Annotated in this window: 22 protein-coding genes and 1 pseudogene; 14 read left to right on the forward strand and 9 right to left on the reverse strand. The window is 42.5% G+C overall.

The window, feature by feature from the left end:
* The first annotated feature begins 26 nt into the window (after positions 1-26).
* Positions 27-620, forward strand: coding sequence for a LysE family translocator (locus AC4CVD_RS00320; protein WP_005401909.1), 594 nt, complete (start codon positions 27-29; stop codon positions 618-620).
* Here the strand turns inward: AC4CVD_RS00320 and AC4CVD_RS00325 are convergent.
* Positions 617-1,261 carry a DedA family protein gene (locus AC4CVD_RS00325; RefSeq protein ID WP_005401908.1) on the reverse strand — a complete coding sequence of 215 codons (645 nt, stop codon included), beginning with the start codon at positions 1,259-1,261 and terminating at the stop codon, positions 617-619. The two genes, AC4CVD_RS00320 and AC4CVD_RS00325, sit on opposite strands and share 4 nt — an antisense overlap.
* Positions 1,262-1,455: 194 nt before the next feature.
* On the opposite strand from AC4CVD_RS00325, the gene AC4CVD_RS00330 reads away from it, so the two are divergent.
* The 7 genes and pseudogenes from AC4CVD_RS00330 (at position 1,456) to AC4CVD_RS00360 (ending at position 7,346) form a co-directional block, all read left to right on the forward strand.
* Positions 1,456-1,872, forward strand: a complete 417-nt coding sequence (locus AC4CVD_RS00330) for a DoxX family protein (RefSeq protein ID WP_005401907.1) — start codon at positions 1,456-1,458, stop codon at positions 1,870-1,872.
* Positions 1,873-1,983: 111 nt separating this feature from the next.
* Complete coding sequence (locus AC4CVD_RS00335) at positions 1,984-2,349, forward strand: NirD/YgiW/YdeI family stress tolerance protein (RefSeq protein ID WP_005401906.1); 366 nt, start codon at positions 1,984-1,986, stop codon at positions 2,347-2,349.
* Between the two features lie 147 nt (positions 2,350-2,496).
* Positions 2,497-4,065, forward strand: a complete 1,569-nt coding sequence (guaA, locus tag AC4CVD_RS00340; RefSeq protein WP_004684379.1) for a glutamine-hydrolyzing GMP synthase — start codon at positions 2,497-2,499, stop codon at positions 4,063-4,065.
* Between the two features lie 442 nt (positions 4,066-4,507).
* Positions 4,508-5,455, forward strand: a complete 948-nt coding sequence (locus AC4CVD_RS00345; RefSeq protein WP_490751674.1) for a pirin family protein — start codon at positions 4,508-4,510, stop codon at positions 5,453-5,455.
* Positions 5,456-5,557: 102 nt separating this feature from the next.
* Positions 5,558-5,956 carry an OsmC family protein gene (locus AC4CVD_RS00350; RefSeq protein ID WP_087013900.1) on the forward strand — a complete coding sequence of 133 codons (399 nt, stop codon included), beginning with the start codon at positions 5,558-5,560 and terminating at the stop codon, positions 5,954-5,956.
* A 131-nt stretch (positions 5,957-6,087) separates the two neighbouring features.
* Complete coding sequence (locus tag AC4CVD_RS00355; RefSeq protein WP_005401903.1) at positions 6,088-6,729, forward strand: glutathione S-transferase family protein; 642 nt, start codon at positions 6,088-6,090, stop codon at positions 6,727-6,729.
* A 14-nt stretch (positions 6,730-6,743) separates the two neighbouring features.
* Positions 6,744-7,346 (forward strand): annotated as a pseudogene (locus tag AC4CVD_RS00360) (alpha/beta fold hydrolase).
* Between the two features lie 29 nt (positions 7,347-7,375).
* On the opposite strand, the gene AC4CVD_RS00365 reads toward AC4CVD_RS00360, so the two are convergent.
* Positions 7,376-7,978, reverse strand: coding sequence for an SPOR domain-containing protein (locus tag AC4CVD_RS00365; RefSeq protein ID WP_004684390.1), 603 nt, complete (start codon positions 7,976-7,978; stop codon positions 7,376-7,378).
* Positions 7,979-8,197: 219 nt separating this feature from the next.
* On the reverse strand, positions 8,198-10,003 hold the full coding sequence (gene argS, locus AC4CVD_RS00370; RefSeq protein ID WP_490751677.1) for an arginine--tRNA ligase: 1,806 nt from the start codon (positions 10,001-10,003) through the stop codon (positions 8,198-8,200).
* Positions 10,004-10,180: 177 nt separating this feature from the next.
* On the opposite strand from argS, the gene AC4CVD_RS00375 reads away from it, so the two are divergent.
* Positions 10,181-10,465, forward strand: coding sequence for a DUF2798 domain-containing protein (locus tag AC4CVD_RS00375; RefSeq protein WP_004684392.1), 285 nt, complete (start codon positions 10,181-10,183; stop codon positions 10,463-10,465).
* An 8-nt stretch (positions 10,466-10,473) separates the two neighbouring features.
* Here AC4CVD_RS00375 and AC4CVD_RS00380 read toward each other — a convergent pair whose 3' ends face one another.
* Positions 10,474-11,076, reverse strand: a complete 603-nt coding sequence (locus tag AC4CVD_RS00380; protein WP_039890974.1) for a YfjT/YkfB family phage-associated protein — start codon at positions 11,074-11,076, stop codon at positions 10,474-10,476.
* 272 nt (positions 11,077-11,348) lie between these two features.
* Here AC4CVD_RS00380 and AC4CVD_RS00385 point away from each other — a divergent pair, with 272 nt between their 5' ends.
* Positions 11,349-13,049, forward strand: a complete 1,701-nt coding sequence (locus AC4CVD_RS00385) for an NAD-dependent malic enzyme (protein WP_490751679.1) — start codon at positions 11,349-11,351, stop codon at positions 13,047-13,049.
* Positions 13,050-13,226: 177 nt separating this feature from the next.
* Complete coding sequence (locus tag AC4CVD_RS00390; protein WP_081405714.1) at positions 13,227-14,159, forward strand: IS5 family transposase; 933 nt, start codon at positions 13,227-13,229, stop codon at positions 14,157-14,159.
* Positions 14,160-14,383: 224 nt separating this feature from the next.
* Here the strand turns inward: AC4CVD_RS00390 and AC4CVD_RS00395 are convergent, their stop codons facing one another.
* A complete protein-coding gene (locus AC4CVD_RS00395) occupies positions 14,384-15,304 on the reverse strand; it encodes a Dyp-type peroxidase (protein ID WP_005401898.1) in 921 nt (306 codons plus the stop codon).
* A gap of 161 nt (positions 15,305-15,465) precedes the next feature.
* On the opposite strand from AC4CVD_RS00395, the gene AC4CVD_RS00400 reads away from it, so the two are divergent.
* On the forward strand, positions 15,466-16,086 hold the full coding sequence (locus AC4CVD_RS00400) for a LysE family transporter (protein ID WP_005401897.1): 621 nt from the start codon (positions 15,466-15,468) through the stop codon (positions 16,084-16,086).
* Here AC4CVD_RS00400 and AC4CVD_RS00405 read toward each other — a convergent pair.
* Genes AC4CVD_RS00405 through AC4CVD_RS00420 form a run of 4 tightly spaced genes read right to left on the reverse strand, consistent with a single transcriptional unit; the run spans position 16,067 to position 18,634 of the window.
* On the reverse strand, positions 16,067-16,564 hold the full coding sequence (locus tag AC4CVD_RS00405; protein ID WP_005401896.1) for a 2-thiouracil desulfurase family protein: 498 nt from the start codon (positions 16,562-16,564) through the stop codon (positions 16,067-16,069). The genes AC4CVD_RS00400 and AC4CVD_RS00405 overlap by 20 nt on opposite strands.
* Before the next feature lie 4 nt (positions 16,565-16,568).
* Positions 16,569-17,369, reverse strand: a complete 801-nt coding sequence (gene znuB / locus AC4CVD_RS00410) for a zinc ABC transporter permease subunit ZnuB (RefSeq protein ID WP_005401895.1) — start codon at positions 17,367-17,369, stop codon at positions 16,569-16,571.
* Positions 17,370-17,372: 3 nt separating this feature from the next.
* Positions 17,373-18,155, reverse strand: a complete 783-nt coding sequence (gene znuC, locus AC4CVD_RS00415) for a zinc ABC transporter ATP-binding protein ZnuC (RefSeq protein ID WP_005401894.1) — start codon at positions 18,153-18,155, stop codon at positions 17,373-17,375.
* Positions 18,140-18,634, reverse strand: coding sequence for a transcriptional repressor (locus AC4CVD_RS00420; RefSeq protein ID WP_004684412.1), 495 nt, complete (start codon positions 18,632-18,634; stop codon positions 18,140-18,142). Before AC4CVD_RS00420 ends, znuC begins: the two co-directional genes overlap by 16 nt.
* 141 nt (positions 18,635-18,775) lie before the next feature.
* On the opposite strand from AC4CVD_RS00420, the gene AC4CVD_RS00425 reads away from it, so the two are divergent.
* Together AC4CVD_RS00425 and AC4CVD_RS00430 are read left to right on the forward strand one after the other, a co-directional pair.
* Positions 18,776-19,615, forward strand: coding sequence for a metal ABC transporter solute-binding protein, Zn/Mn family (locus tag AC4CVD_RS00425; RefSeq protein ID WP_005401893.1), 840 nt, complete (start codon positions 18,776-18,778; stop codon positions 19,613-19,615).
* A 171-nt stretch (positions 19,616-19,786) separates the two neighbouring features.
* Complete coding sequence (locus tag AC4CVD_RS00430) at positions 19,787-20,185, forward strand: ATP synthase subunit I (protein ID WP_004684416.1); 399 nt, start codon at positions 19,787-19,789, stop codon at positions 20,183-20,185.
* The last annotated feature ends 40 nt before the right edge of the window (positions 20,186-20,225 follow it).

Genomic DNA, 20,225 nt, shown 5'->3' on the forward strand with positions numbered 1-20,225 from the left:
ATCTTTAATGCTGTTGTTGGATGTCTATGATTGAGAGTTGGCTGTTTGTATTGGCAATGATTGCTGTCTTGATGATTCCGGGACCAACCAATGCTTTACTCGCAAGCTCTGCACATCAGCAAGGTCTGGCGAAGACCAGCTTACTTGTACCCGCAGAACTGTTTGGGTATTTCTATGCCATCAATTTATGGGCACTCCTGATTCATCTCAGTACACCGACTTGGCCTTATCTGATTGATCTTTTACATGCACTCAGTGCAGTTTATGTATTTTGGTTGGCTTTTCATTTGTGGAAAAGCTCGCACTTAGAAAAACATAATCAACGTTTTACCTCGATTCGGCCCAAACAATTGTTTTTTTCTACTTTGAAAAATCCGAAAGCGGTCTTATTTGCTGCGGGTATTTTTCCCTATGAAGCCTGGGATAATCCCACCAATTTCTTTTTGGTCTTTGCGGTGTTTAGTCTGGTGTTATTGCCAACGGCACTGTTCTGGATGTCTTTTGGCCGTGCCATTTTATCGGGCGAGTCCAAACAAATAAAAGCCGATCTCTTATATAAAGGATCGGCCATGTTGTTGGTGGTGTGTATGTTTCCCGTGATTCTACGCTTTTTTGCTTAAGCTTCAGTGGTTGATTTTTTCTTTAATTTGGCACGAATAAAACCAATGATCCCCGGCAAGACACTAATAATAATAATGCCGAAAATCAGATGCGTGAAATTGTCTTTGACTACAGGCACATTACCAAAAATATAGCCTAAAGTAATAAATGAACCAATCCAGCAGAATGCACCAATCAGGTTATAAGACAGGAAAAATTTGTAGTCCATTTTTCCTGCACCTGCTACAAAAGGTGCAAAAGTCCGCGCAAAAGGAATAAAACGCGCAAAAATAATAGTTTTACCACCATGTTTTTCAAAGAATTTTTGTGTATTAATCAGGTGTTGTTTATTGATGAAACGTGACTCGATTTCAAAAACGCGCGGTCCAATATAACGGCCAATGTGATAATTCAGCGTATCGCCCAGTACGGCCGCGATAAAAAGTAAAACACCAAGGAACCACGGATTCATTGCACCTGTGGATGCTGCTAAGGCACCTGCGGCAAATAATAAACTGTCGCCGGGTAGGAACGGCATGACCACCAAACCGGTTTCCACAAAGATGATGAGAAACAAAATTGCATAAATCCAAACCCCATAGTTGGTGATAAACTCAAGCAGATGGTCATCGACATGTAATATAAAATCAATCAGTTCCATGGGGCACAAATAAGCAAAACAGTGCGGAAATCCTAGCAGTCTCGTTATCAGAAGTCAGTATTAAAACGTAAATAAATTTAGCTATGGGTGTTCTTATTTTGAAACGATGCGTGATGAAAATGGACATTTATTCTAAAAATAGAGAACATTAAGATAGCTACAACTTCAAATAAAACGTATTTAAAGGTGTAAAAATGTTTAATCCAAATGTTGTGGTCAAAAATATTGTCAATCAACCCAATACCGATGCAGTTTTAGCTTTAATTGCCCGTGTACTGATGGCTTATATTTTCCTTGTTGCAGGCTGGGGAAAAATTTCAGCTTATAGCGCAACTGTAGGGTATATGGAGTCTATGGGTGTTGCCGGAGCGCTATTACCTTTAACCATTTTAGTTGAGTTTGGTGGTGGCTTAGCGCTGTTATTTGGTTTTCAAGCCCGCTTTGCTGCGTTTGGTTTAGGTCTTTTTAGTATGATTACTGCGTTTATTTTTCACGATGGTACGCAAGACAGCATTAACTTTATGAAAAACTTTGCTATGGCGGGTGGTTTATTTTTTCTAATGCTGCATGGTGCTGGAAAAATGAGTCTAGATCATCTGATTGAAAAATAATTCAAAATGAAAAGCAGCATTCACGATGCTGCTTTTTTATTTACAAAAAAGTACGGTGTGGACGTCCATTTTTTGTTTTGATCAAGATCAATAAAACATGAGGAAAATAAGATGAAAAATCTTTTTAAAATAGGGTTATGTATTACAAGTTTAAGTCTTGCCGCTGGTGCATGGGCTAAGGATGACCATATCATTTTACAAGAAGCAGCAAAGAATCATGTCTCTGTGTCAGCCATTGCAAAGCTCAAAGATGAAACGGCGGTCACTTTAAAAGGGACATTGCTGAAACATCTTAATGAAGACCACTACGAGTTCAACGATGGTACAGGAGTTATTTTGTTGGATATTGATGATGATTTATGGAAAGCATCCAATATTAAAGCAGGCGATAAAGTGCAGGTTGTGGGCGAGGTCGATACACATCGTTATAAACCGACCGATATAGAAGTCGTTAAAATAGAAAAAGTTTTGAAATAAACATCAGGCACGCGAAAGCGTGCTTTTTGATATAAAAACCATTGGGTTTTAGGCGTTGTATAAAGCTTGTCCGAATTATGTGCGTTATGCGCGGAAAAATGCTAGAATACGGCGCTTATATTCGTTTGCCTTTCATAGTTGTTTGTCATGACTACCAATACTCAAATTACTGAAGATCGTATCCTTATTTTGGATTTCGGTTCTCAATATAGCCAGCTTATTGCACGCCGCGTACGTGAAGCTGGTGTATATTCTGAAATGTATGCCTATGACATGTCTGAAGAAGACATTCGTGCATTTAATCCAAACGGTATCATCTTGTCAGGTGGTCCTGAGAGCGTACACGAAGAAGGCAGCCCACGTGCGCCAGAAGTTGTGTTCAACTTAGGTGTACCAGTTTTGGGTATTTGCTATGGCTTACAAACCATGTCTGCACAGCTTGGCGGTAAAGTTGAGCCGGGTACTGTACATGAGTTCGGTTATGCCGAAGTAAACATCCAAGTTCGTGACAAGTTGATTGGTGATCTTGAAGACACCAAAGACCAACTTAAAGTCTGGATGAGCCATGGTGACAAAGTGACAGCGATTCCTGAAGGTTTCCAAATCACTGCAAGCACACCAAGCTGTCCAGTTGCGATGGTTTCTGATGAAACGCGTCGTTTCTACGGTATTCAGTTCCACCCAGAAGTAACGCACACTGCAAAAGGTGCAGAGTTATTATCGAACTTTGTACACAGCATTTGTGGCTGTCGTAGCCTGTGGAACTCTGAAAACATCATTGACCTACGCGTTGAACAATTACGTCAACAAATTGGCGATCAAAAAGTTCTTCTTGGTCTGTCGGGTGGTGTTGATTCATCAGTAGTTGCTGCGCTTTTACACCGTGCGATTGGCGATCAATTGACTTGTGTATTCGTTGATAATGGCCTACTTCGTTTGAACGAAGGCGAGCAAGTGATGGACATGTTTGCGAAAAACATGGGTATCCGTGTGATTCGTGCCGATGCTGAAGAGCGTTTCTTGACTGCACTAGCTGGTGAAGTTGATCCTGAGAAGAAACGTAAAATCATTGGTCGTGAGTTCATTGAAGTTTTTGCTGAAGAAGCGCGTAAACTTGATGGCGTAAACTTCCTTGCTCAAGGGACAATTTACCCAGACGTGATTGAATCTGCTGCAACCAAAAATGGTAAAGCTCATGTGATTAAATCTCACCACAATGTGGGTGGTTTACCAGATGACTTAGCTTTTGAATTGGTTGAGCCAATCCGTGATTTGTTTAAAGATGAAGTGCGTCGTTTAGGCACAACTTTAGGTTTACCATTTGAAATGCTATATCGTCACCCATTCCCAGGTCCAGGTTTGGGCGTGCGTATTTTGGGTGAAGTGAAGAAAGAATATGCAGACATTTTACGTCTTGCAGATGACATCTTCATGCAAGAGCTTCGTGCCAGTGGCTGGTATGATAAAACTGCACAAGCCTTTGCTGTATTCCAACCGGTTAAATCAGTTGGTGTTGTAGGTGATGGCCGTCGTTATGCATGGGTAATTGCGCTTCGTGCAGTTGAAACCGTTGACTTCATGACAGCACGTTTCGCACATCTTCCTTATGATCTTGTAGATAAAATTTCGACTCGTATCATGAACGAAATTAAAGATGTTTCTCGTGTTGTTTATGACGTGTCGTCTAAGCCACCAGCAACGATTGAATGGGAGTAAAACTGGGCTTTCATGAAGCAACGCTTCATGCCAGTTTTACGCCAAAGGCTACGTCTGCGGCAGAAAGGCTTTCAAGAAGCGAAGCTTCTTGCCTAAATTACGCCAAGAGCTGTGCTCGCGGCAGTTGACGAAAATTATCTTAAAAAAAGAGCGCTTAGGCGCTCTTTTTTTATGGTGTTTGATTATTTGGATGAAGTGAGTCATTCGAAATCGTAATATCTATACTTTCTAATAAAGTTTGAGTAGATGCGTATGAACTCCTAAGGCATATAGGGAGAAAGATGTAACAACATTTTTACATCCATGCATTGCCTTGTAGTTAGGTTTTGAAAATACAAGATATTGTCCCAAGTTTAAGAATCAGCATTCTATTTTTGGGGATGTGCAGTTGGGAATCTGCTTGTTATTATCTAGGACATATGGATCTGTAATGAGTAAGCACATGACGAATAATAATTATACTGAACTTTCACATTCGGATGACTGTGAAAAGTACGTAAATCAATTCATTCAAGAGTTTCCACTGAGAAGTGCTGAAATAGGCCAAGGGACGGTCATCAAACGCGCGCTGCCAAGTCGCCATAAACGAATGATTGGTGCATGGTGTTTCTTAGATCACGCAGGCCCTGTAACCTTCCCTCAAGGGGACGGTTTAGATGTTGGCCCACATCCACATATCGGTTTGCAAACCTTTACATGGATGATTGAAGGCACCATGATGCATACTGACAGTTTGGGCAGCAAACAGTTGATTCGTCCAAAACAGGTCAACCTAATGACCGCAGGACATGGGATTTCCCATACGGAAGTCGCACCAGATACAGAAACCAAAATGCATGCGGCACAATTGTGGATTGCATTACCCGATGCACAAATTACCGTTGAACCCCGTTTCGATCATTATCCAGAACTGCCAGTGGTGGAAAAAGATGGGGTGGAATTTACCGTTTTGGTCGGAGCGTTTTTAAATACTACCTCACCTGTGAGTGTTTATACCGAGCTATTAGGAGTGGACTTAAGCGCAGCAAAAAGCACCAAAACCCGTTTAACACTCAATCCAAACTTTGAGTATGGATTTATGGCTTTAGAAGGAACGGCTACGGTCAATGGACATGAACTGACTGAAGACAATATGGTGGTGCTTGAGCAGGGTGTAAGTGCGATTGAAATTGAAATCCATGCTGGCAGTCGCTTGTTACTGTTAGGTGGTGAACCCTTTGAAAGTCCAATTTTACTGTGGTGGAACTTTGTTGGTCGTACTCAAGAAGAATTGAAAATTGCGCGTGATCAGTGGATTGCACAAGATGAACGTTTTGGTTCAATTCCTGACTATGAAGGTCCGCGTTTGGAAGCTCCGGCATTTCCAGACCAAATGCGTGCTTCAAAATAAAAGGAATACTGCGAAAAGTCGTTTAATAATAGAATAGGTGGATAGTTTAAATACTTGAAATCTATTCAAAATAATATCAATGAAAAATAGGATAATAAAAAAATGGCAATAATTGCGAATGCAGAAGTCAAAACATGCGTCGAAGCATGGTCTGGTGAAGTAAGTACTGGACGACATCAATTCATTACCGATAAACCAGCGTCTTTTGGCGGTCAGGACAAAGGCCCAGCACCTTATGATTTTATTTGTACAGGTTTGATTTCCTGCACCATGATTACCCTACGGATGTATGCACAGCACAAAGGTATTGAGTGGGGGGCTTTTAGTGTCGAAGCAGATTTTAATGCCAATAAAGAAGGCCGAGAATGGATCAGCCGTCGTTTGTCGTTTGAGCAAACATTGACAGAAGAAGTGCGCCAAAAAATCTTAGACATCTGTCAAAAAACACCGGTCACTAAAACCCTATTACGTTCCGTCGAGATTGAAACCTCAATTGTTTAACTCGCTTGACGGTTTTTTATAGGTGGTAAAGGATTTTGCGCGACTGGGTATTCATGTGTATCGACAGGTGCAAAATCCAAATTTTAGCGTAAAGTGAGTGCTAGATTTCAATTAAAACAAAAGGCAAAACAATGATCATTCTGCACCATTTGGAACATTCACGTTCTTTACGCATTTTATGGGCTTTGGAAGAATTAGGGCTGGAGTATGAGGTGAAGTTTTATAAACGCCTACCGACCTATGCTGCGCCACCTGAGTTAAAAAACATTCATCCCTTAGGCAAAGCACCCGTTTTGACCGATGGTGATTTGGTCATTGCAGAATCTGCGGTGATTTTAGAATACCTACAAGCCACCTACGATACGGAGCACAAGTTTAAACCGAAAAATCCAAAGGATTTAATGCAATATAACTACTGGATGCATTATGCCGAAGGCTCGTTGATGCCATATTTGGTTATGACCTTGGTGATGAATAATGTACCGAAGCATGTCCCATTTCTAATTAAACCGATTGCCAATAAAATTTGTGATGGGGTGAAAGGCGGTTTTATTAATCCACGCTTGAAAGAGCACAGTGCATATTTGGAAAATTATTTATCTCAACATGAATATTTTGCAGGTGATTTTTCTTTTGCCGATATCCAAATGAGCTTCCCTGTGGTGGCGATGCAAGAGCGGGTAAAAGCCCATAACCCTCAAATGGTTGCTTATGCACAGCGCATTCAGCAGCGCCCAGCCTTTAAAAAAGCCAAAGAGCTCAGTGGGTTCTAGTGGGTGGTGATGGTTTGAACTTGATTTTCTTACCCGGTGCATCGGGCAATACGGCATTTTGGCAACCTGTTATCCAGCACCTTCCTCAGGACGATTCAACCATGGTCGTCGCTTATCCGAGTTTTGGTGGCTATCCTGATGATGTGGATGTGCAGAGTTTTGAGAGCTTACAAGACGATGTATTGAATCAAATCCAACAGCCTTCTGTGGTCATTGCACAATCGATGGGCGGCATTTTTGCAGTACAAGCTGCCTTACAAAAGCCTGAACAGGTGCAGGCCTTGGTGCTCGTGGCAACCTCAGGTGGCATTGATTTAAGCCCTTTTCAGGTGGAGGATTGGAGAGAGGATTATCAACAGAGCTTTACGGTTCCTGATTGGTTTGTTCAGCATCAGTCTGATTTGACGGACAGTCTGGAGCGTATCCAGTGTCCAGTTTTGCTGATTTGGGGCGATGCAGATCCGATTAGCCCTGTTGCGGTGGGGCAGGCCTTACACCACCAAATACCACATGCAGAATTGCACATCGTGTCACAGGGATAACATGATTTGGCTTATGTGCATGCGGCGCACGTTGCGCAATTGATTCAAAATTTTCTCTCCAAACTCAGAGTATAAAAAAGGATGCCTCGGCATCCTTTAATTTTTTAGCGCTTGACCACAATCGAATCAATCCCGCTATGTTGTAGGGTTTGCTGTGCAATCACTGCGGCTTCTTGCGAGTCATATGGCCCTGAAATCACGCGATACCATGTTTGGCCACCTTCAACGGTTTTGACTACATCGGCAGAGAGACCATTTAAGATAATTTCTGCACGACGTGCATCGGCACTGTCTGGGTCAGGGTAGCTACGCACTTGCAAAATAAAGCTTGGTGCTTGCGGTGTCGGTGCTGCTTCGGTTAAACCCGGTTCAGCAGGGGTACTTTCTTCGGCAGCAGGTGCTTCAACAATCACCACGGTACTTGGATTGTCTTTGGTTTCAGGAATGGCTTGATCAGGAATCGGCGTCACTTGCTGCTGTGGCAGTAAGTCGTAGAAACGGTAGTCTTTATTGGTTTCTTCTTGATAATGTTCCGAAGTGATTTGACCTTTCGGCTTCACTGGTGCCCAAGGCTTCCACAGTAATAGTGCTACAGCAAAACAGAGCACGATTAAAATGACCACAAGTGTACCGAGCCAAGCTGGAATCAGTGGCTTTTTGGGTTTGTTCGGTCTTTCAGATACACCGCGCTGCGTTTTTCCAAACACGTGGAAACCTCTTTTCTTCTAATCAATATGAGGGACTGGCCCATTCTTTTCTTTATTTTAGTACTTGGCCTCAAGGGATTAAAAGAGGCATCATCGTAAAATAAAGAATCGCTTTGCAAAATTCAAGTTTCACAAAGCGAGCAATACATCAGGATTGATATGGCTACTTTAAGCATAGCTTTCGGTCTTGCAGCCATGTGCGAAGCTTTGCTTCACTTATTACATGGCTTCAGGTGCAGACACACCTAGTAACTCTAAACCATTACGCAAAACTTGTTGTACGTTTATTGAAAGTAATAAACGGGCTTGCGAAAGGGCAATATTCTGTTCGTCGATAATTCTTGTATTATCCAAGTTATACCAACCATGGAATAACGCTGCGAGTTCTTTCAAATAGTTACCCACTTGGTGTGGTTCATAGCTATTTGCAGCACGAAGCACAATTTCAGGATAGGCCGCAAGTTTGGCAAGAATTTCAGTTTCAGCGTCAAGAACTAATAAGGTCGCATCGTAATCAGCTACTTTGCTACGATCAAAACTAATGCCTTTTTCAGGTGCTTTCACATCGACCATACGATTGACACGTGCATGCGCATATTGAATGTAGTACACCGCATTGTCTTTGCTTTGTGAAACTGCAAGGTCTAAGTCAAAGTCAATGTGTTGCTCAGACTTACGCATCACGTAGTAGAAACGCGCAGCGTCGTTGCCCACTTCTTTACGCAGGTCGCGTAAAGTCACGAACTGACCAGAACGAGATGACATTTGTACCATCTCACCACCACGCCATAGGCTGACGAACTGAACTAAAAGCACAGTCAGTTTTTTCGAATCATAACCTAAGGCATCAATCGCGGCTTTGACCCGTGAAATATAGCCATGGTGGTCTGAGCCCCAGATATCAATGATATGGGTATAGCCACGTTGTAATTTGTTCAGGTGATAAGCAATGTCAGAAGCAAAGTAAGTGGTTTGTCCATTACGACGCTTCACAACACGGTCTTTTTCATCGCCAAATTCAGTCGATTTGAACCAAATGTTGCCGTCTTTTTCGTATAAGAAACCACGTTGTTCTAAAGTTTCTAAAGCTTCATCAATTTTGTCTGTCAATGAGGCTTCGCTGAACCATTGGTTAAAGGTTACGCCAAACTCGCCCAAGTCATCTTTGATGTCATCTAAGATCGCATTCAGCGCTGCTTGGTGGAATACGCGGTAAGCTTCACCGATTAAGCTTTGTGAATTATGGATTAAACCATCAATATGCTTTTCTTTGTCGCCTGAAAGGACAACTTTATTGCCTTCAGCATCGAGTTCTTCTGCATATTGCACATCTTCAGGGACATCTTTATAGACGTCTGCCACAGGGCGGACGTAGGCATAGCCATCAGCATCAATAATACTTTGAGCGATTTCTTTAACATAATCGCCTTGATAGGCATTTTTAGGGAAAACCAGTGCTTGGCCTGTTAATTCGAGGTAGCGCAAATAGGTAGATGTTGCAAGGATGTCCATTTGACGGCCTGCATCATTCACATAATATTCACGGTCTACCGTTGCACCTGTTGCCTCAAGCAAGGTTGCAACCGTCATCCCATATGCTGCGCCACGACCATGACCAACGTGCAAGCTAGACGTTGGGTTGGCAGAAACGAATTCTACTTGGATTTTCTTCGCAGCATTGGCTTGAGTGCGACCAAACTGATTGCCTTGCGCTTGAATTTGATCAAGTACAGCAAAGCGTTGGTCAGCATTTAAAAAGAAGTTAATAAAGCCAGGGCCTGCGATTTCTGCTTTGCTGATGTCCGCCACTTCAGGCAGTGCAGCAAGAATTTTTTCGGCTAAATCACGTGGCTTCATACCCGCAGCTTTAGAGGCAATCATCGCGATATTGGACGCGAAGTCACCATGGCTTCGGTCTTTGGTACGCGTCAAAGTACTGCTGTTGTTCCAGTCTGCTGGAAGGACGCCTTCAGCTTGAAGGTTTTGTACTGCGTGCTCGAGAGCTGCTTGGATTGCCGTGTTCATATTCAGTCGAAAATTTAATGTCGCAGAAAAACGCTAAATATAGCAAATTTCCGCGTCTTTAGGTGAATCCATTTTTATAGAATAAAAAATGTTCAAAAACTGCTAACGATTGCGCTGCAATAAACATGAAAAGCGCAGTATGATGAAAACCAAAACGCATACTTTTAAGGATAAAACGTGTCTGAACAGCGGCCCATGATCATTGGGAATATTCCCAAGTTACCAGCAAAATATGCCATGTTTATTTTGCCATTTTTTATCTCATTTTTTATGAGTGGTATTATCTCGATGATCAATCTTTGGCGCAATTTGGGCTGGGTGGACAATTTCCTACAGGTTTGGCTGTCCGCATGGATGATGTCTTGGGTGGTGGCCTATCCTGTAGTGCTCATTGTGCTACCGATTGTGCGCCGTTTGACCGGTGTGTTTGTTGATATGTCACATTTGAACCCACCCAAATAACCTCCATTTTAGCTATTTTCACGGCATGAGACAGGTTTGCTTAGGAGTTCCGCATTTTGGTTTTGAAAACGATACAGTTTGCTTGCATGAAAGAGCTTAATGACTTTGGCACTGGCAAGCTGTTGTTGAAAACGACTCAGGCTTTGGCGTTGAAATGGATCAAAGGGATTGCCATAGTTTTTGTTGTCGAGTAAAAACTGAATCTGTCCTGCTTCTTTATCATAGCCGTATAAGATACGTTTGCCTTGCGCATCTTGAAGCTCAAACGTAGGGGGATGACTGCTGATTTTACAATTCAGACGTAGTGAGAGCACAAAGCCTTCGGTCGATTTGTTTTGTAGCTGATAAATCCCTTGTTTTTCATTTTCCAAATAGACCCATTGGTTCAAGGGTAAATTTGCACTGAGTTGCTTATATTGCTCGATGGTGGCTTTACTGATATCGACAATGCCTTTGGGATCGATTTCAGGCAGTTTTTCGTTATGACCAAATAGTCCTGTAATTTTATTGCTCACAGTAGTTTGCGCCGTAGAAATGGATTGGCATGCTGTCATTTGTGTGAGGCAAAGACACGTAAGACTCAACAACAACATCAGTTTTTTGATGATCATTTTTAATATAAAGAAGAAATAAAAGCGCTAGCTTAGCTTGAGCTTTATTCAAGTTCAAATTTTATCCATGCGCTATTTGATTGAAAGACTGCCGTAAACGTCATTTTTACGTTGAGTCGGTTTGATTTTTATTTTCAGACTAAATCGCTTTGATAATTGCATCACGTTTATAAATATCAAAAGACGCGCAAATGGCGCTAAGCTAGTAGCCGAATTAGATGCATAGATTCTCCCCATAGGTTCATCTCAATCTATGTACAACGAGATAGGTAATGACGACAGAATATTTAAAGACAAAACAACCCTTATACATCCCTTATGCGGGCAATACCTTGCTTGAGTTGCCGCTGTTAAATAAAGGATCGGCATTTACGGAAGAAGAGCGCACTCGCTTCAACTTGCATGGTTTAATTCCGCATGTTGAAGAAAGCATTGAAGAACAAAGTCAGCGTTCTTATCAACAATATTGTGCTTTTAATGATGCGATCAATAAGCACATTTACTTGCGTAATATTCAAGACACCAACGAAACTTTGTTCTATCACCTCATTGAAAACCATTTAAGTGAGATGATGCCAATTATCTATACTCCAACGGTGGGTGAGGCCTGTCAGCGTTTCTCGGATATTTATCGTCGCCATCGTGGTACATTTATTTCCTATCCAGACCGTGCGCATATTGATGACATCTTGCATAACATCAACAAGAAAAATGTCAAAGTTATTGTGATTACCGACGGCGAGCGTATTTTAGGCTTGGGCGACCAAGGTATTGGCGGGATGGGTATTCCGATTGGAAAATTGTCGCTCTATACCGCGTGTGGGGGTATTAGCCCAGCTTACACCTTACCAATTACCCTCGATGTTGGGACCAATAATCAGCAGTTACTGAATGACCCGATTTATATGGGTTGGAATCAACCGCGCATCAGTGGTGATGAGTACTATGCTTTTGTTGATGAAGTGATTGCTGCGATGAAGCGTCGTTGGCCGAAAGCCTTAATTCAATTTGAAGATTTTGCGCAAAATAATGCCATGCCTTTATTGAATAAGTACCGTGATGAAATCTGTTGTTTTAATGATGATATTCAAGGTACCGCAGCCGTTTCTGTGGGCAGTTTGATTGCTGCATCACGTGCGGCAGGTAAACAGCTCAAAGATCAAACTGTTGCCTTCTTAGGTGCGGGTTCAGCAGGCTGTGGGATTGCTGAGCAAATTGTTGCGCAGATGAAAGTTGAAGGTTTAACTGATGCCGAAGCGCGTGCACGCGTGTATATGGTTGATCGTTTTGGTTTAATCACTGAAAATCAGCCGAATCTACTCGATTTCCAACGTAAATTGGCGCAAAAGCCAGACGTGATAGCGGAATGGGGCAATGCTGAAGAGGTGATTTCACTGCTCGATGTCGTGAAAAATGCCAAACCTACTGTGTTGATTGGAGTATCGGGTCAGCCGGGCTTATTCACTGAAGAAGTGATTCGTACTTTGGCTTCGAATTGTGATCGTCCGATTGTGCTGCCACTGTCTAATCCAACATCGCGTGTCGAAGCGGTGCCAGCGGATATTATTCACTGGACGGACGGCAAGGTTTTGATTGCGACAGGCAGTCCTTTTGCTCCAGTCAACTATCAAGGCAAAATTTATAATATTTCGCAGTGCAATAACTCATATATCTTCCCAGGCATTGGGCTGGGCGTGATTGCGGCCAATGCAAGCCGTGTGACAGACTCTATGCTAATTGCATCGAGTAATGCTTTGGCAGATTGCTCACCGATGCTCGTGAACCCTACAGCAGATTTATTGCCTGAGATTGATGAAATTCAGAAAGTCTCTAAACTGATAGCCTTTAAAGTGGCCAAAGCAGCAATGGATGCAGGTGTAGCCCCGATTATTAGTGATGAGCAATTGCAACACGCGATTGAGAAGAACTTCTGGAAGCCAGAGTATCGTCACTATAAACGTGTCGCCTTCTAAAGCTTAAAATGAGACGAACAAAAAGGAGCATGCTGCTCCTTTTTGTTTTTTTGAGAGCTGCATCTTCATTAACATTATTTTACTAGATTAAAAAAAAGACATTTTGTACACTCCGCGCACAAGGGCTTTGTTGCACAAACCTATCTGTAAAGGGTTTTTCAGCGATATAATTTTCAAATGAAGAAGCCTACACACAAAATCTACCGCACAACCAATTGGCCCGCATATAACCGAGCACTCATGAGTCGCGGAAATATTGCCATTTGGTTTGATCCTGCTACGCAATGGTATGCGCCATCAAAAGGCAAACAAGGGCGAAATCAAACCTACTCCGACGCAGCCATCCAATGCTGCTTAATGATTAAATCCTTATTTCGTCTGTCTTTACGTATGGTTACTGGCTTTGTGCAAAGTCTGATTAAACTTTGCGGATTAAATTGGATAGCTCCAGATTACACCACGCTTTGTAGAAGACAAAAGCATATTGATATTGTAATCAGCTACCAAAAAAGTAGCGATGGGCTGCATCTACTCATGGACTCTACAGGCATGAAGTTTCTAGGTGAGGGCGAATGGAAACGCAAGAAACATGGACCTGAATATCGTCGCCAATGGCGTAAACTTCATATTGGTATAGATGCTAAAACCCTACAAATACGAGCAGTTCAGCTTACAACCAATAATGTCAGTGATTCACAGGTGCTTGGTGATTTACTTAATCAGATTCCACAAGATGAGCGGATTGACTCTGTTTATACCGATGGAGCTTATGACACCAAGCAATGCCGTCAGGTCATTGCAGATCGGCAAGGGCATGCGGTGATTCCACCTAGAAAAAATGCGAAACCATGGAAAGATACAAAGAGTAGCTCGCTAGAGCGAAATGAATTACTTCGAACAATTAAACGTTTAGGCAGGACACTATGGAAAAAATGGTCAGGCTATCATCGGCGAAGTTTGGTTGAAACTAAGATGCATTGCATCAAATTATTAGGAGATAAACTCAGTGCAAGGAGTTTTGATAGCCAAGTGAATGAGATCCATGCACGTGTAGCAGTCCTTAACAGATTTACGGAATTAGGTCGACCACTTACCCAAGTTACGCCTTAAATTTGGCTCAATTAGGGGCGCTTTGCATTTCAAATCTTTGTGCAACAAAGCCGATATGGATATACAGCCATCATGTACTGAAAATGATAAAATAGTTAGCTCAGGCTTGTTGGATTTAAAAAAATAAGAATAAAAAGAAAGGTAATTATATACCTTTCTTTTTAATATTTTTTAGTAAAGAAAATTTATATTCAACTTTTAAAGTATAGAGATATGGATTTTTATCACCCTTCCAACACTTCTTCCAACAACTCTTCGCTCGGCGCAAAATAATAAGCACCGTCCACAGGAGTCACAAAATGAAGCATACGGTCATGAATTCCATCACCACTGGTGCCGAACATACGCAGTAACATCGCATCAATAATGTTTAAATCTTTCGTATAGGCAATAAAAAATAAACCTTGCTCACCTTTACCATCGCCATAAGGAAGAGAGTGACGTAGGATTTCCATTTCCTCGCCTTCATCATCTTCAACCACGACACGTGCAACGTGAGAATTTTCAGGCTTAACGTCATCATCTAGTTCAATACTTTCAAGTTTTGTCCGTCCAAAGACTTGCTCTTGAGCATCAACCTTTAGCTTTTTCCACTTTTCCAAATCATGGCAATAGCGCTGCGCAAAGATAAAAGAACCATCTGCGAATACTCCTGTATCTTCACTTAATAAGGTCGTTGCAGCACGATCATCGGGAAACTGTGGGTTTTCAGTACCATCAATAAAACCAGTCAAATCTCGACCATCAAAATTGCGGAAGCAGACTCGTTCATCTAAAACATCAACTTTATCTTGGATGCCTTCAAAGAACGATTGGCTAAGGGCAAAACAAATATCGGTACGCTGAGACGCAATATGAATTAAAACATCCGCAGGTGAAACAGGCATATTGAAAGAGCCATAAATGGGCTCTAGCTGTTTAAACCCTACAGGCGCTGTAGGATGAAGTTGTGCCCAAAGTTCAGGGCCAAAAGCAACCGCTGTTTTAATTTGCGCATTTGGATGTTGGGTAATAAGACGATCACGGGTGGAAAATAAATCTTCTAATTGTTCTTTAAGTTCATCAATACTTAAATCTTTTAAACGTAAAACAATAAAACGGGCATGATCTGAAGGTAATGGTAGAATTACAGATTGGGCGGTCATTCATGGCTCCTAAAAAAATTGTTATTTCTATTGGCTGTACTTATTGTGCCTTATGCAGTTTCTGCTTCATAGCCTTAAGTGATAAATTCATTGATGAATAATAAACCCTAAAAGCATGAAAGATCATATAATCTAAATGTCATTTTTTTCTCAATACCACTATGTCATTTCAAATTTGGCTGGGCTTTGTACTCGCATGTTGGATCATTAGTATTTCTCCAGGGGCAGGTGCAATTGCTTCGATGTCCAGTGGTCTGAATTATGGCTTTCGCCGTGGCTATTGGAATGCACTGGGTTTACAGCTGGCACTTTTAGTGCAAATCGGGATTGTTGCTGCAGGGGTAGGGGTGCTATTTGCCACCACACCTTGGGCTTTCCTGGTTGTGAAATGGTTTGGGGTGTTGTACTTGTTATATCTGGCTTATTTGCAATGGCGAGCACCTGCACAGTCTATTGAAATTCAGCAGGAACAACCGAATAAATCGATTCCTAAACTGGTCTTGTATGGCTTTCTGGTCAATATGAGCAATCCGAAAGCCATTGTGTTTTTACTGGCCGTATTGCCCCAGTTTCTAGACTTGTCTAAACCGCAGTGGATTCAGTATCTGATTATGGCTATGACTATGGTCACCATTGACCTGATTGTAATGGCGGGCTATACGGGGTTAGCAGCGAAAGTTTTAAAACTCTTAACATCACCGCGACAGCAAAAATATCTCAATCGTACTTTTGCCGTGTTGTTCAGTTGTGCGGCGGGACTGCTTAGTTTGGTTCATCAGTAAGTTTAGTCTGCGTCAGTTCTGCTAAAAACTGTTGTTCGGTAACCACATGTATACCGTGCTGACGAAATAGGGCGGCAGTAATTCCTTCCCCTGCAATTTTTTGCCCCGTAAATGTGCCATCATAAATACCATCACTGCCACAGGATGGGCTATTGGCTTTGAGCACGGCATGGGTGACATGATTGGCTTGCGCCAATGCTAAAGCTTTGTAGGCACCTTGCATAAAGGCATCGCTAAGCTGATGACCATCTGAGGAAAAAACCTGTGCTTGGCCTAATAAAACATCAGCACCTGACCCATGGCGAATTTCTGCTGCGGGGCGCGGGGTTGGAAGTCCCGCACTGACTTCGGGACATAAGCTGACATAATTTTTATCGAGCATGGCTTGAACTAACTGATAGACAAGGCAGTCTTTGCCGTCATAACGGACTTTTTGTCCGAGTAGACATGCACTGATAAAATAACGTTGATGGCTCATTTAGTTATGTCAATTTTTTAAACTTCTGCGCGATAAAAATCAACGCAAACAGAGTCGACATGGTTAAAACAATGCTGAGCCCTGTAGAGGTATTCAGTCCTGCACTGGACCATAAACCAACCGTCACCCCAATTTGCGCAATCACAAAGGCCCAAATCACCATTTGTTTTGGAGAGTGGGCAAGCAGTCGAGCGGTGAGTGCTGGAATGACAAGCAAGGCACCCATCAGTAAAGAACCCACTGCACGAAGCGCTAAAATGGTAAATAAAGCCAGTAGTAACATAAAAATCAAGCGTTGCCATTTCGCACTGACACCTTCACTAACAGCCATATCAGGATCGATCGCGATTTGAATTTGAGCCTGCCAACTTTTATAAAGCACTGCCAATGCAACAACAATAACAGTAGCAAAAATGGGTAGGTCTGCCCATGTGATCGTGAGTAAATCACCAAATAAATAGCTGAGTAACTCAGGTCTTAAACTTGGAATGTGTTGAATAAACATCAGACCCGAGCAGAGCAAGGTCGCAGAACAGAGTGCGAGTAATGCATCATTTGGTAAACGTGGATCATGCAACACCCAAAGGATTGCCACCAACAACCCCGCAATAAAAGCTACACCCATCCACAGGGGCAACGCCATTGCTCCTGCAATCGCGACACCCAGTAACGTGCCATGTGCCATGGTGTCGGCAAAGAATGACATGCGGCGCCATAGCATCAAACAGCCCAGTGGCGCAGTCAAAAAGACCAGCAACGTACCCATAATCCATGCAGGTAATAGCAGTTGTAACCATTCCATCATGACTTAAGCTTCCGGTTCAGGGTGAATGTGTGGGCGAGCGTCATGCTGACAAGGCGTTGCACTATCACCATGTGCGCAGTGATCATGATGATGTTGATAGAACACGCGGTTAGTACCAAAAATGGCTTGATACTCAGGGTGTTGTTGCACGTTTTCAGGTAGGCCGCTACAACAAATGTGTTTATTCAAACACACCACACGATGAGTTCCTTGCATGACCCACTGCAAATCATGTGAAACCATGAGCACAGCACAACCATATTTGGCGGGTAAGCTGCGCACATAGTCGTACAGCTCAGCCTCAGACTGAATGTCTAAGCCCTGCATCGGTTCATCGAGAACCAAAATATCGGGTTGACGTAACAGCGCACGGGCCAGTAAAACGCGTTGTCGTTCTCCACCTGAAAGCTGCTGTACTTTAGAGTTTTCAAGTCTGCTGATCCCAGTATCGTGGATAATTTCTTGCTTGATTACAGGATCGCATTTTTCCAAAGCCAAAAGGTCTTTAACCCTAAGTGGTAGGCTATGTGAGGGATTAAATTTTTGTGGTACATAAGAAAACTTGAGTGGCTTTGTTGTTTTAATGTCGCCAGCATTAGGGTGCACAATACCCAACAGCACTTTAATGAGTGTGGATTTCCCTGCACCATTTGGCCCAATCAGGGTCACAATTTCCCGTTCATGTAAGACAAAATCGACATGCTTTAAAATGTCGCGTTCATCGATACGAACACTAATTTGGGAGAGTTCAACCAGAACAGGATCGAGGCTTACTTGTGGCGACACTGCTGACAAATTCCTGAAATTTCGATAATGCTATGTTGTGCCGTAAAACCATCGGCTGCGGAAAGTGCATCGAGTTGTTGTAATAATCCCTGAGCAGAGGCCTCTGTCACTGATTTGCAATCAGTACAAATGAGAAAGGCGGCTTGATGGCCTTCGCGGGGATGGCAACACGGAATATAGGCATTAATCGAGGTGAGGCGGTGAATGAGGCCCTTTTCTAATAAAAAGTCTAGGGTGCGGTACACCGTCGGTGGGGCAGCAGGGCGATCGGCATTGCTTTTAATTTTAGCCAACAAGTCATACGCACCCATCGGGCCTGTCGCATTCAGGATCAGTGCCAAGACTTCTTTTCTTAAGGGGGTTAGGCGCGCACCAGTTCCTGCGCACAAGACTTCTGCTTCAGCCAAACGCGTCTCAACGTTGTGATGACCATGCACATCATGTAAAGCATGGTGGTGTTCGTGAGAACAAGCGCTCATAACAAACCTCAAGTGCAAAATTTATAAAAGAAAAACGACATTAAATCTTAACATGAAGCGCAGAGAGTTTCGATTAGGCATAGGTATTTTTGTCGATTTGTTATATTATAACACTAATTGTATTTCTAGTGATTGCTCCCCATGTCCCGTTTCTTGGCTTTTTTTGCGTTTGCGCTGTTTAGTAGTGTTGCTTGGACGCAAGACTTGGTTGTCTCTACACAGCCGATTTACTTGATTGCACAGGAAGTGACGAAAGGCATTGAAAAACCAACCTTATTATTGGCCGATCAATCTGGACATGATGTGAGTTTGACCCCAATGCATCGTAAAATTATTCAGGATGCAGGTTTGGTTATTTGGTTGGGACGAGCACATGAAGCACCGCTGGATAAACTCCTGACCCCCAATGATAAAGCAGTTTCTATTTTAGATTCAGGCATTATCAATGCTTTACCACTACGAAATACCCGTGGTGATGCCTTAAAAAATACCATCGATACCCATGTTTGGCTTGACCCAAACAATGCGGTACGCATTGGTTTCTTTATTGCAGGCCTGCGTTCACAGCAGATGCCTGAGTATAAGGAGCGCTACTGGAACAATGCCAAACTCTTTGCTCAGAAAATGTTGCAAGCTTCAGCTATATATAGTCAAAGTACCCAAGCGCGCCCATATTGGTCTTTTCATGATGCCTATCAATACTTAGAGCGACCTTTAAATTTACGCTTTGCAGGCGCATTGACAGACGACCCACATATTGCGCCTACGGTTGCGCAAATCAAATACTTAAATGACAGTCGCCCTTATTCAAAGATGTGCCTTTTGGCTGAAGTGCATGCGAGTCAAGCACAATATCAAAAGTTGAACCCATTGGTTTTCCAAGCGGTTGATGAAAGCATGACTGGGGCAGGGGATTTTGTCAGCGCGTGGAAGCAATTGGCCGAACATGTGCATAAATGTGTGCTAAATGCGCGAAAGTAACGCAAAAATTAAACAATAATTGATTAGTTTAAAAGCAATTTAAACATAGAAAAAAACTCGACTTAGGTCGGGAAAAGATTGCATGTTCAGGGGTGTAACTCTATAATGCCTGCGATTAAAAATAATCATCAGCTAAACTTGTCAAGCATGATTGTTGTGAGTGAATAAATAATGAGCCGAACTAGTCGCTTGATTGACCGACGATTAGCGAAAGCTTTAGTCCTCTTACAAGCATGTATGATTCCTGTTTCAGCCTTGATCGGCTGGGTCGTGAAAGACTCAACCGCAGCCCTGAGTGCAGCATTAGGTGCGCTCGTGTGTTGGCTTGCGACTTGCTATTTTTCATGGCAGTCGTTTCGAGCAGCAGGAGCTCGCGCTTCTAAACAAGTTCTTGCGAACATGTATAAAGGCATGATGGGTAAGTTTGCAATTGTGATTGTTGGTTTCATTTTAATTTTAAGCAATGTCAAACCGTTGTCAGCGGTGGCATTGTTTTGTGGTTTTATGCTCGTTCAAACCATGACGTGGGTTGCTCCATTTTGGGTGTCGCGTCAACAAAAACGAGTTTAATAAGCACTACAAAAAATTGAAAAGTTTTTTAGGAGATGGA

It is taken from the genome of Acinetobacter sp. LipI_23 (genome assembly GCF_058243045.1).

What these genes read in the sequence shown, in the direction of transcription:
- AC4CVD_RS00390 (WP_081405714.1), top strand. Translation starts at nt 13,227, where the DNA reads ATGAAGAAGCCTACACACAAAATCTACCGCACAACCAATTGGCCCGCA.
- AC4CVD_RS00405 (WP_005401896.1), bottom strand. Translation starts at nt 16,564, where the DNA reads ATGAGCCATCAACGTTATTTTATCAGTGCATGTCTACTCGGACAAAAA.
- AC4CVD_RS00385 (WP_490751679.1), top strand. Translation starts at nt 11,349, where the DNA reads ATGACGACAGAATATTTAAAGACAAAACAACCCTTATACATCCCTTAT.
- AC4CVD_RS00380 (WP_039890974.1), bottom strand. Translation starts at nt 11,076, where the DNA reads ATGATCATCAAAAAACTGATGTTGTTGTTGAGTCTTACGTGTCTTTGC.
- AC4CVD_RS00345 (WP_490751674.1), top strand. Translation starts at nt 4,508, where the DNA reads ATGACGAATAATAATTATACTGAACTTTCACATTCGGATGACTGTGAA.
- AC4CVD_RS00400 (WP_005401897.1), top strand. Translation starts at nt 15,466, where the DNA reads ATGTCATTTCAAATTTGGCTGGGCTTTGTACTCGCATGTTGGATCATT.
- AC4CVD_RS00320 (WP_005401909.1), top strand. Translation starts at nt 27, where the DNA reads ATGATTGAGAGTTGGCTGTTTGTATTGGCAATGATTGCTGTCTTGATG.
- AC4CVD_RS00330 (WP_005401907.1), top strand. Translation starts at nt 1,456, where the DNA reads ATGTTTAATCCAAATGTTGTGGTCAAAAATATTGTCAATCAACCCAAT.
- AC4CVD_RS00425 (WP_005401893.1), top strand. Translation starts at nt 18,776, where the DNA reads ATGTCCCGTTTCTTGGCTTTTTTTGCGTTTGCGCTGTTTAGTAGTGTT.
- AC4CVD_RS00325 (WP_005401908.1), bottom strand. Translation starts at nt 1,261, where the DNA reads ATGGAACTGATTGATTTTATATTACATGTCGATGACCATCTGCTTGAG.
- znuB (WP_005401895.1), bottom strand. Translation starts at nt 17,369, where the DNA reads ATGATGGAATGGTTACAACTGCTATTACCTGCATGGATTATGGGTACG.
- AC4CVD_RS00430 (WP_004684416.1), top strand. Translation starts at nt 19,787, where the DNA reads ATGAGCCGAACTAGTCGCTTGATTGACCGACGATTAGCGAAAGCTTTA.
- AC4CVD_RS00395 (WP_005401898.1), bottom strand. Translation starts at nt 15,304, where the DNA reads ATGACCGCCCAATCTGTAATTCTACCATTACCTTCAGATCATGCCCGT.
- argS (WP_490751677.1), bottom strand. Translation starts at nt 10,003, where the DNA reads ATGAACACGGCAATCCAAGCAGCTCTCGAGCACGCAGTACAAAACCTT.
- AC4CVD_RS00335 (WP_005401906.1), top strand. Translation starts at nt 1,984, where the DNA reads ATGAAAAATCTTTTTAAAATAGGGTTATGTATTACAAGTTTAAGTCTT.
- AC4CVD_RS00420 (WP_004684412.1), bottom strand. Translation starts at nt 18,634, where the DNA reads ATGAGCGCTTGTTCTCACGAACACCACCATGCTTTACATGATGTGCAT.
- AC4CVD_RS00355 (WP_005401903.1), top strand. Translation starts at nt 6,088, where the DNA reads ATGATCATTCTGCACCATTTGGAACATTCACGTTCTTTACGCATTTTA.
- AC4CVD_RS00350 (WP_087013900.1), top strand. Translation starts at nt 5,558, where the DNA reads ATGGCAATAATTGCGAATGCAGAAGTCAAAACATGCGTCGAAGCATGG.
- guaA (WP_004684379.1), top strand. Translation starts at nt 2,497, where the DNA reads ATGACTACCAATACTCAAATTACTGAAGATCGTATCCTTATTTTGGAT.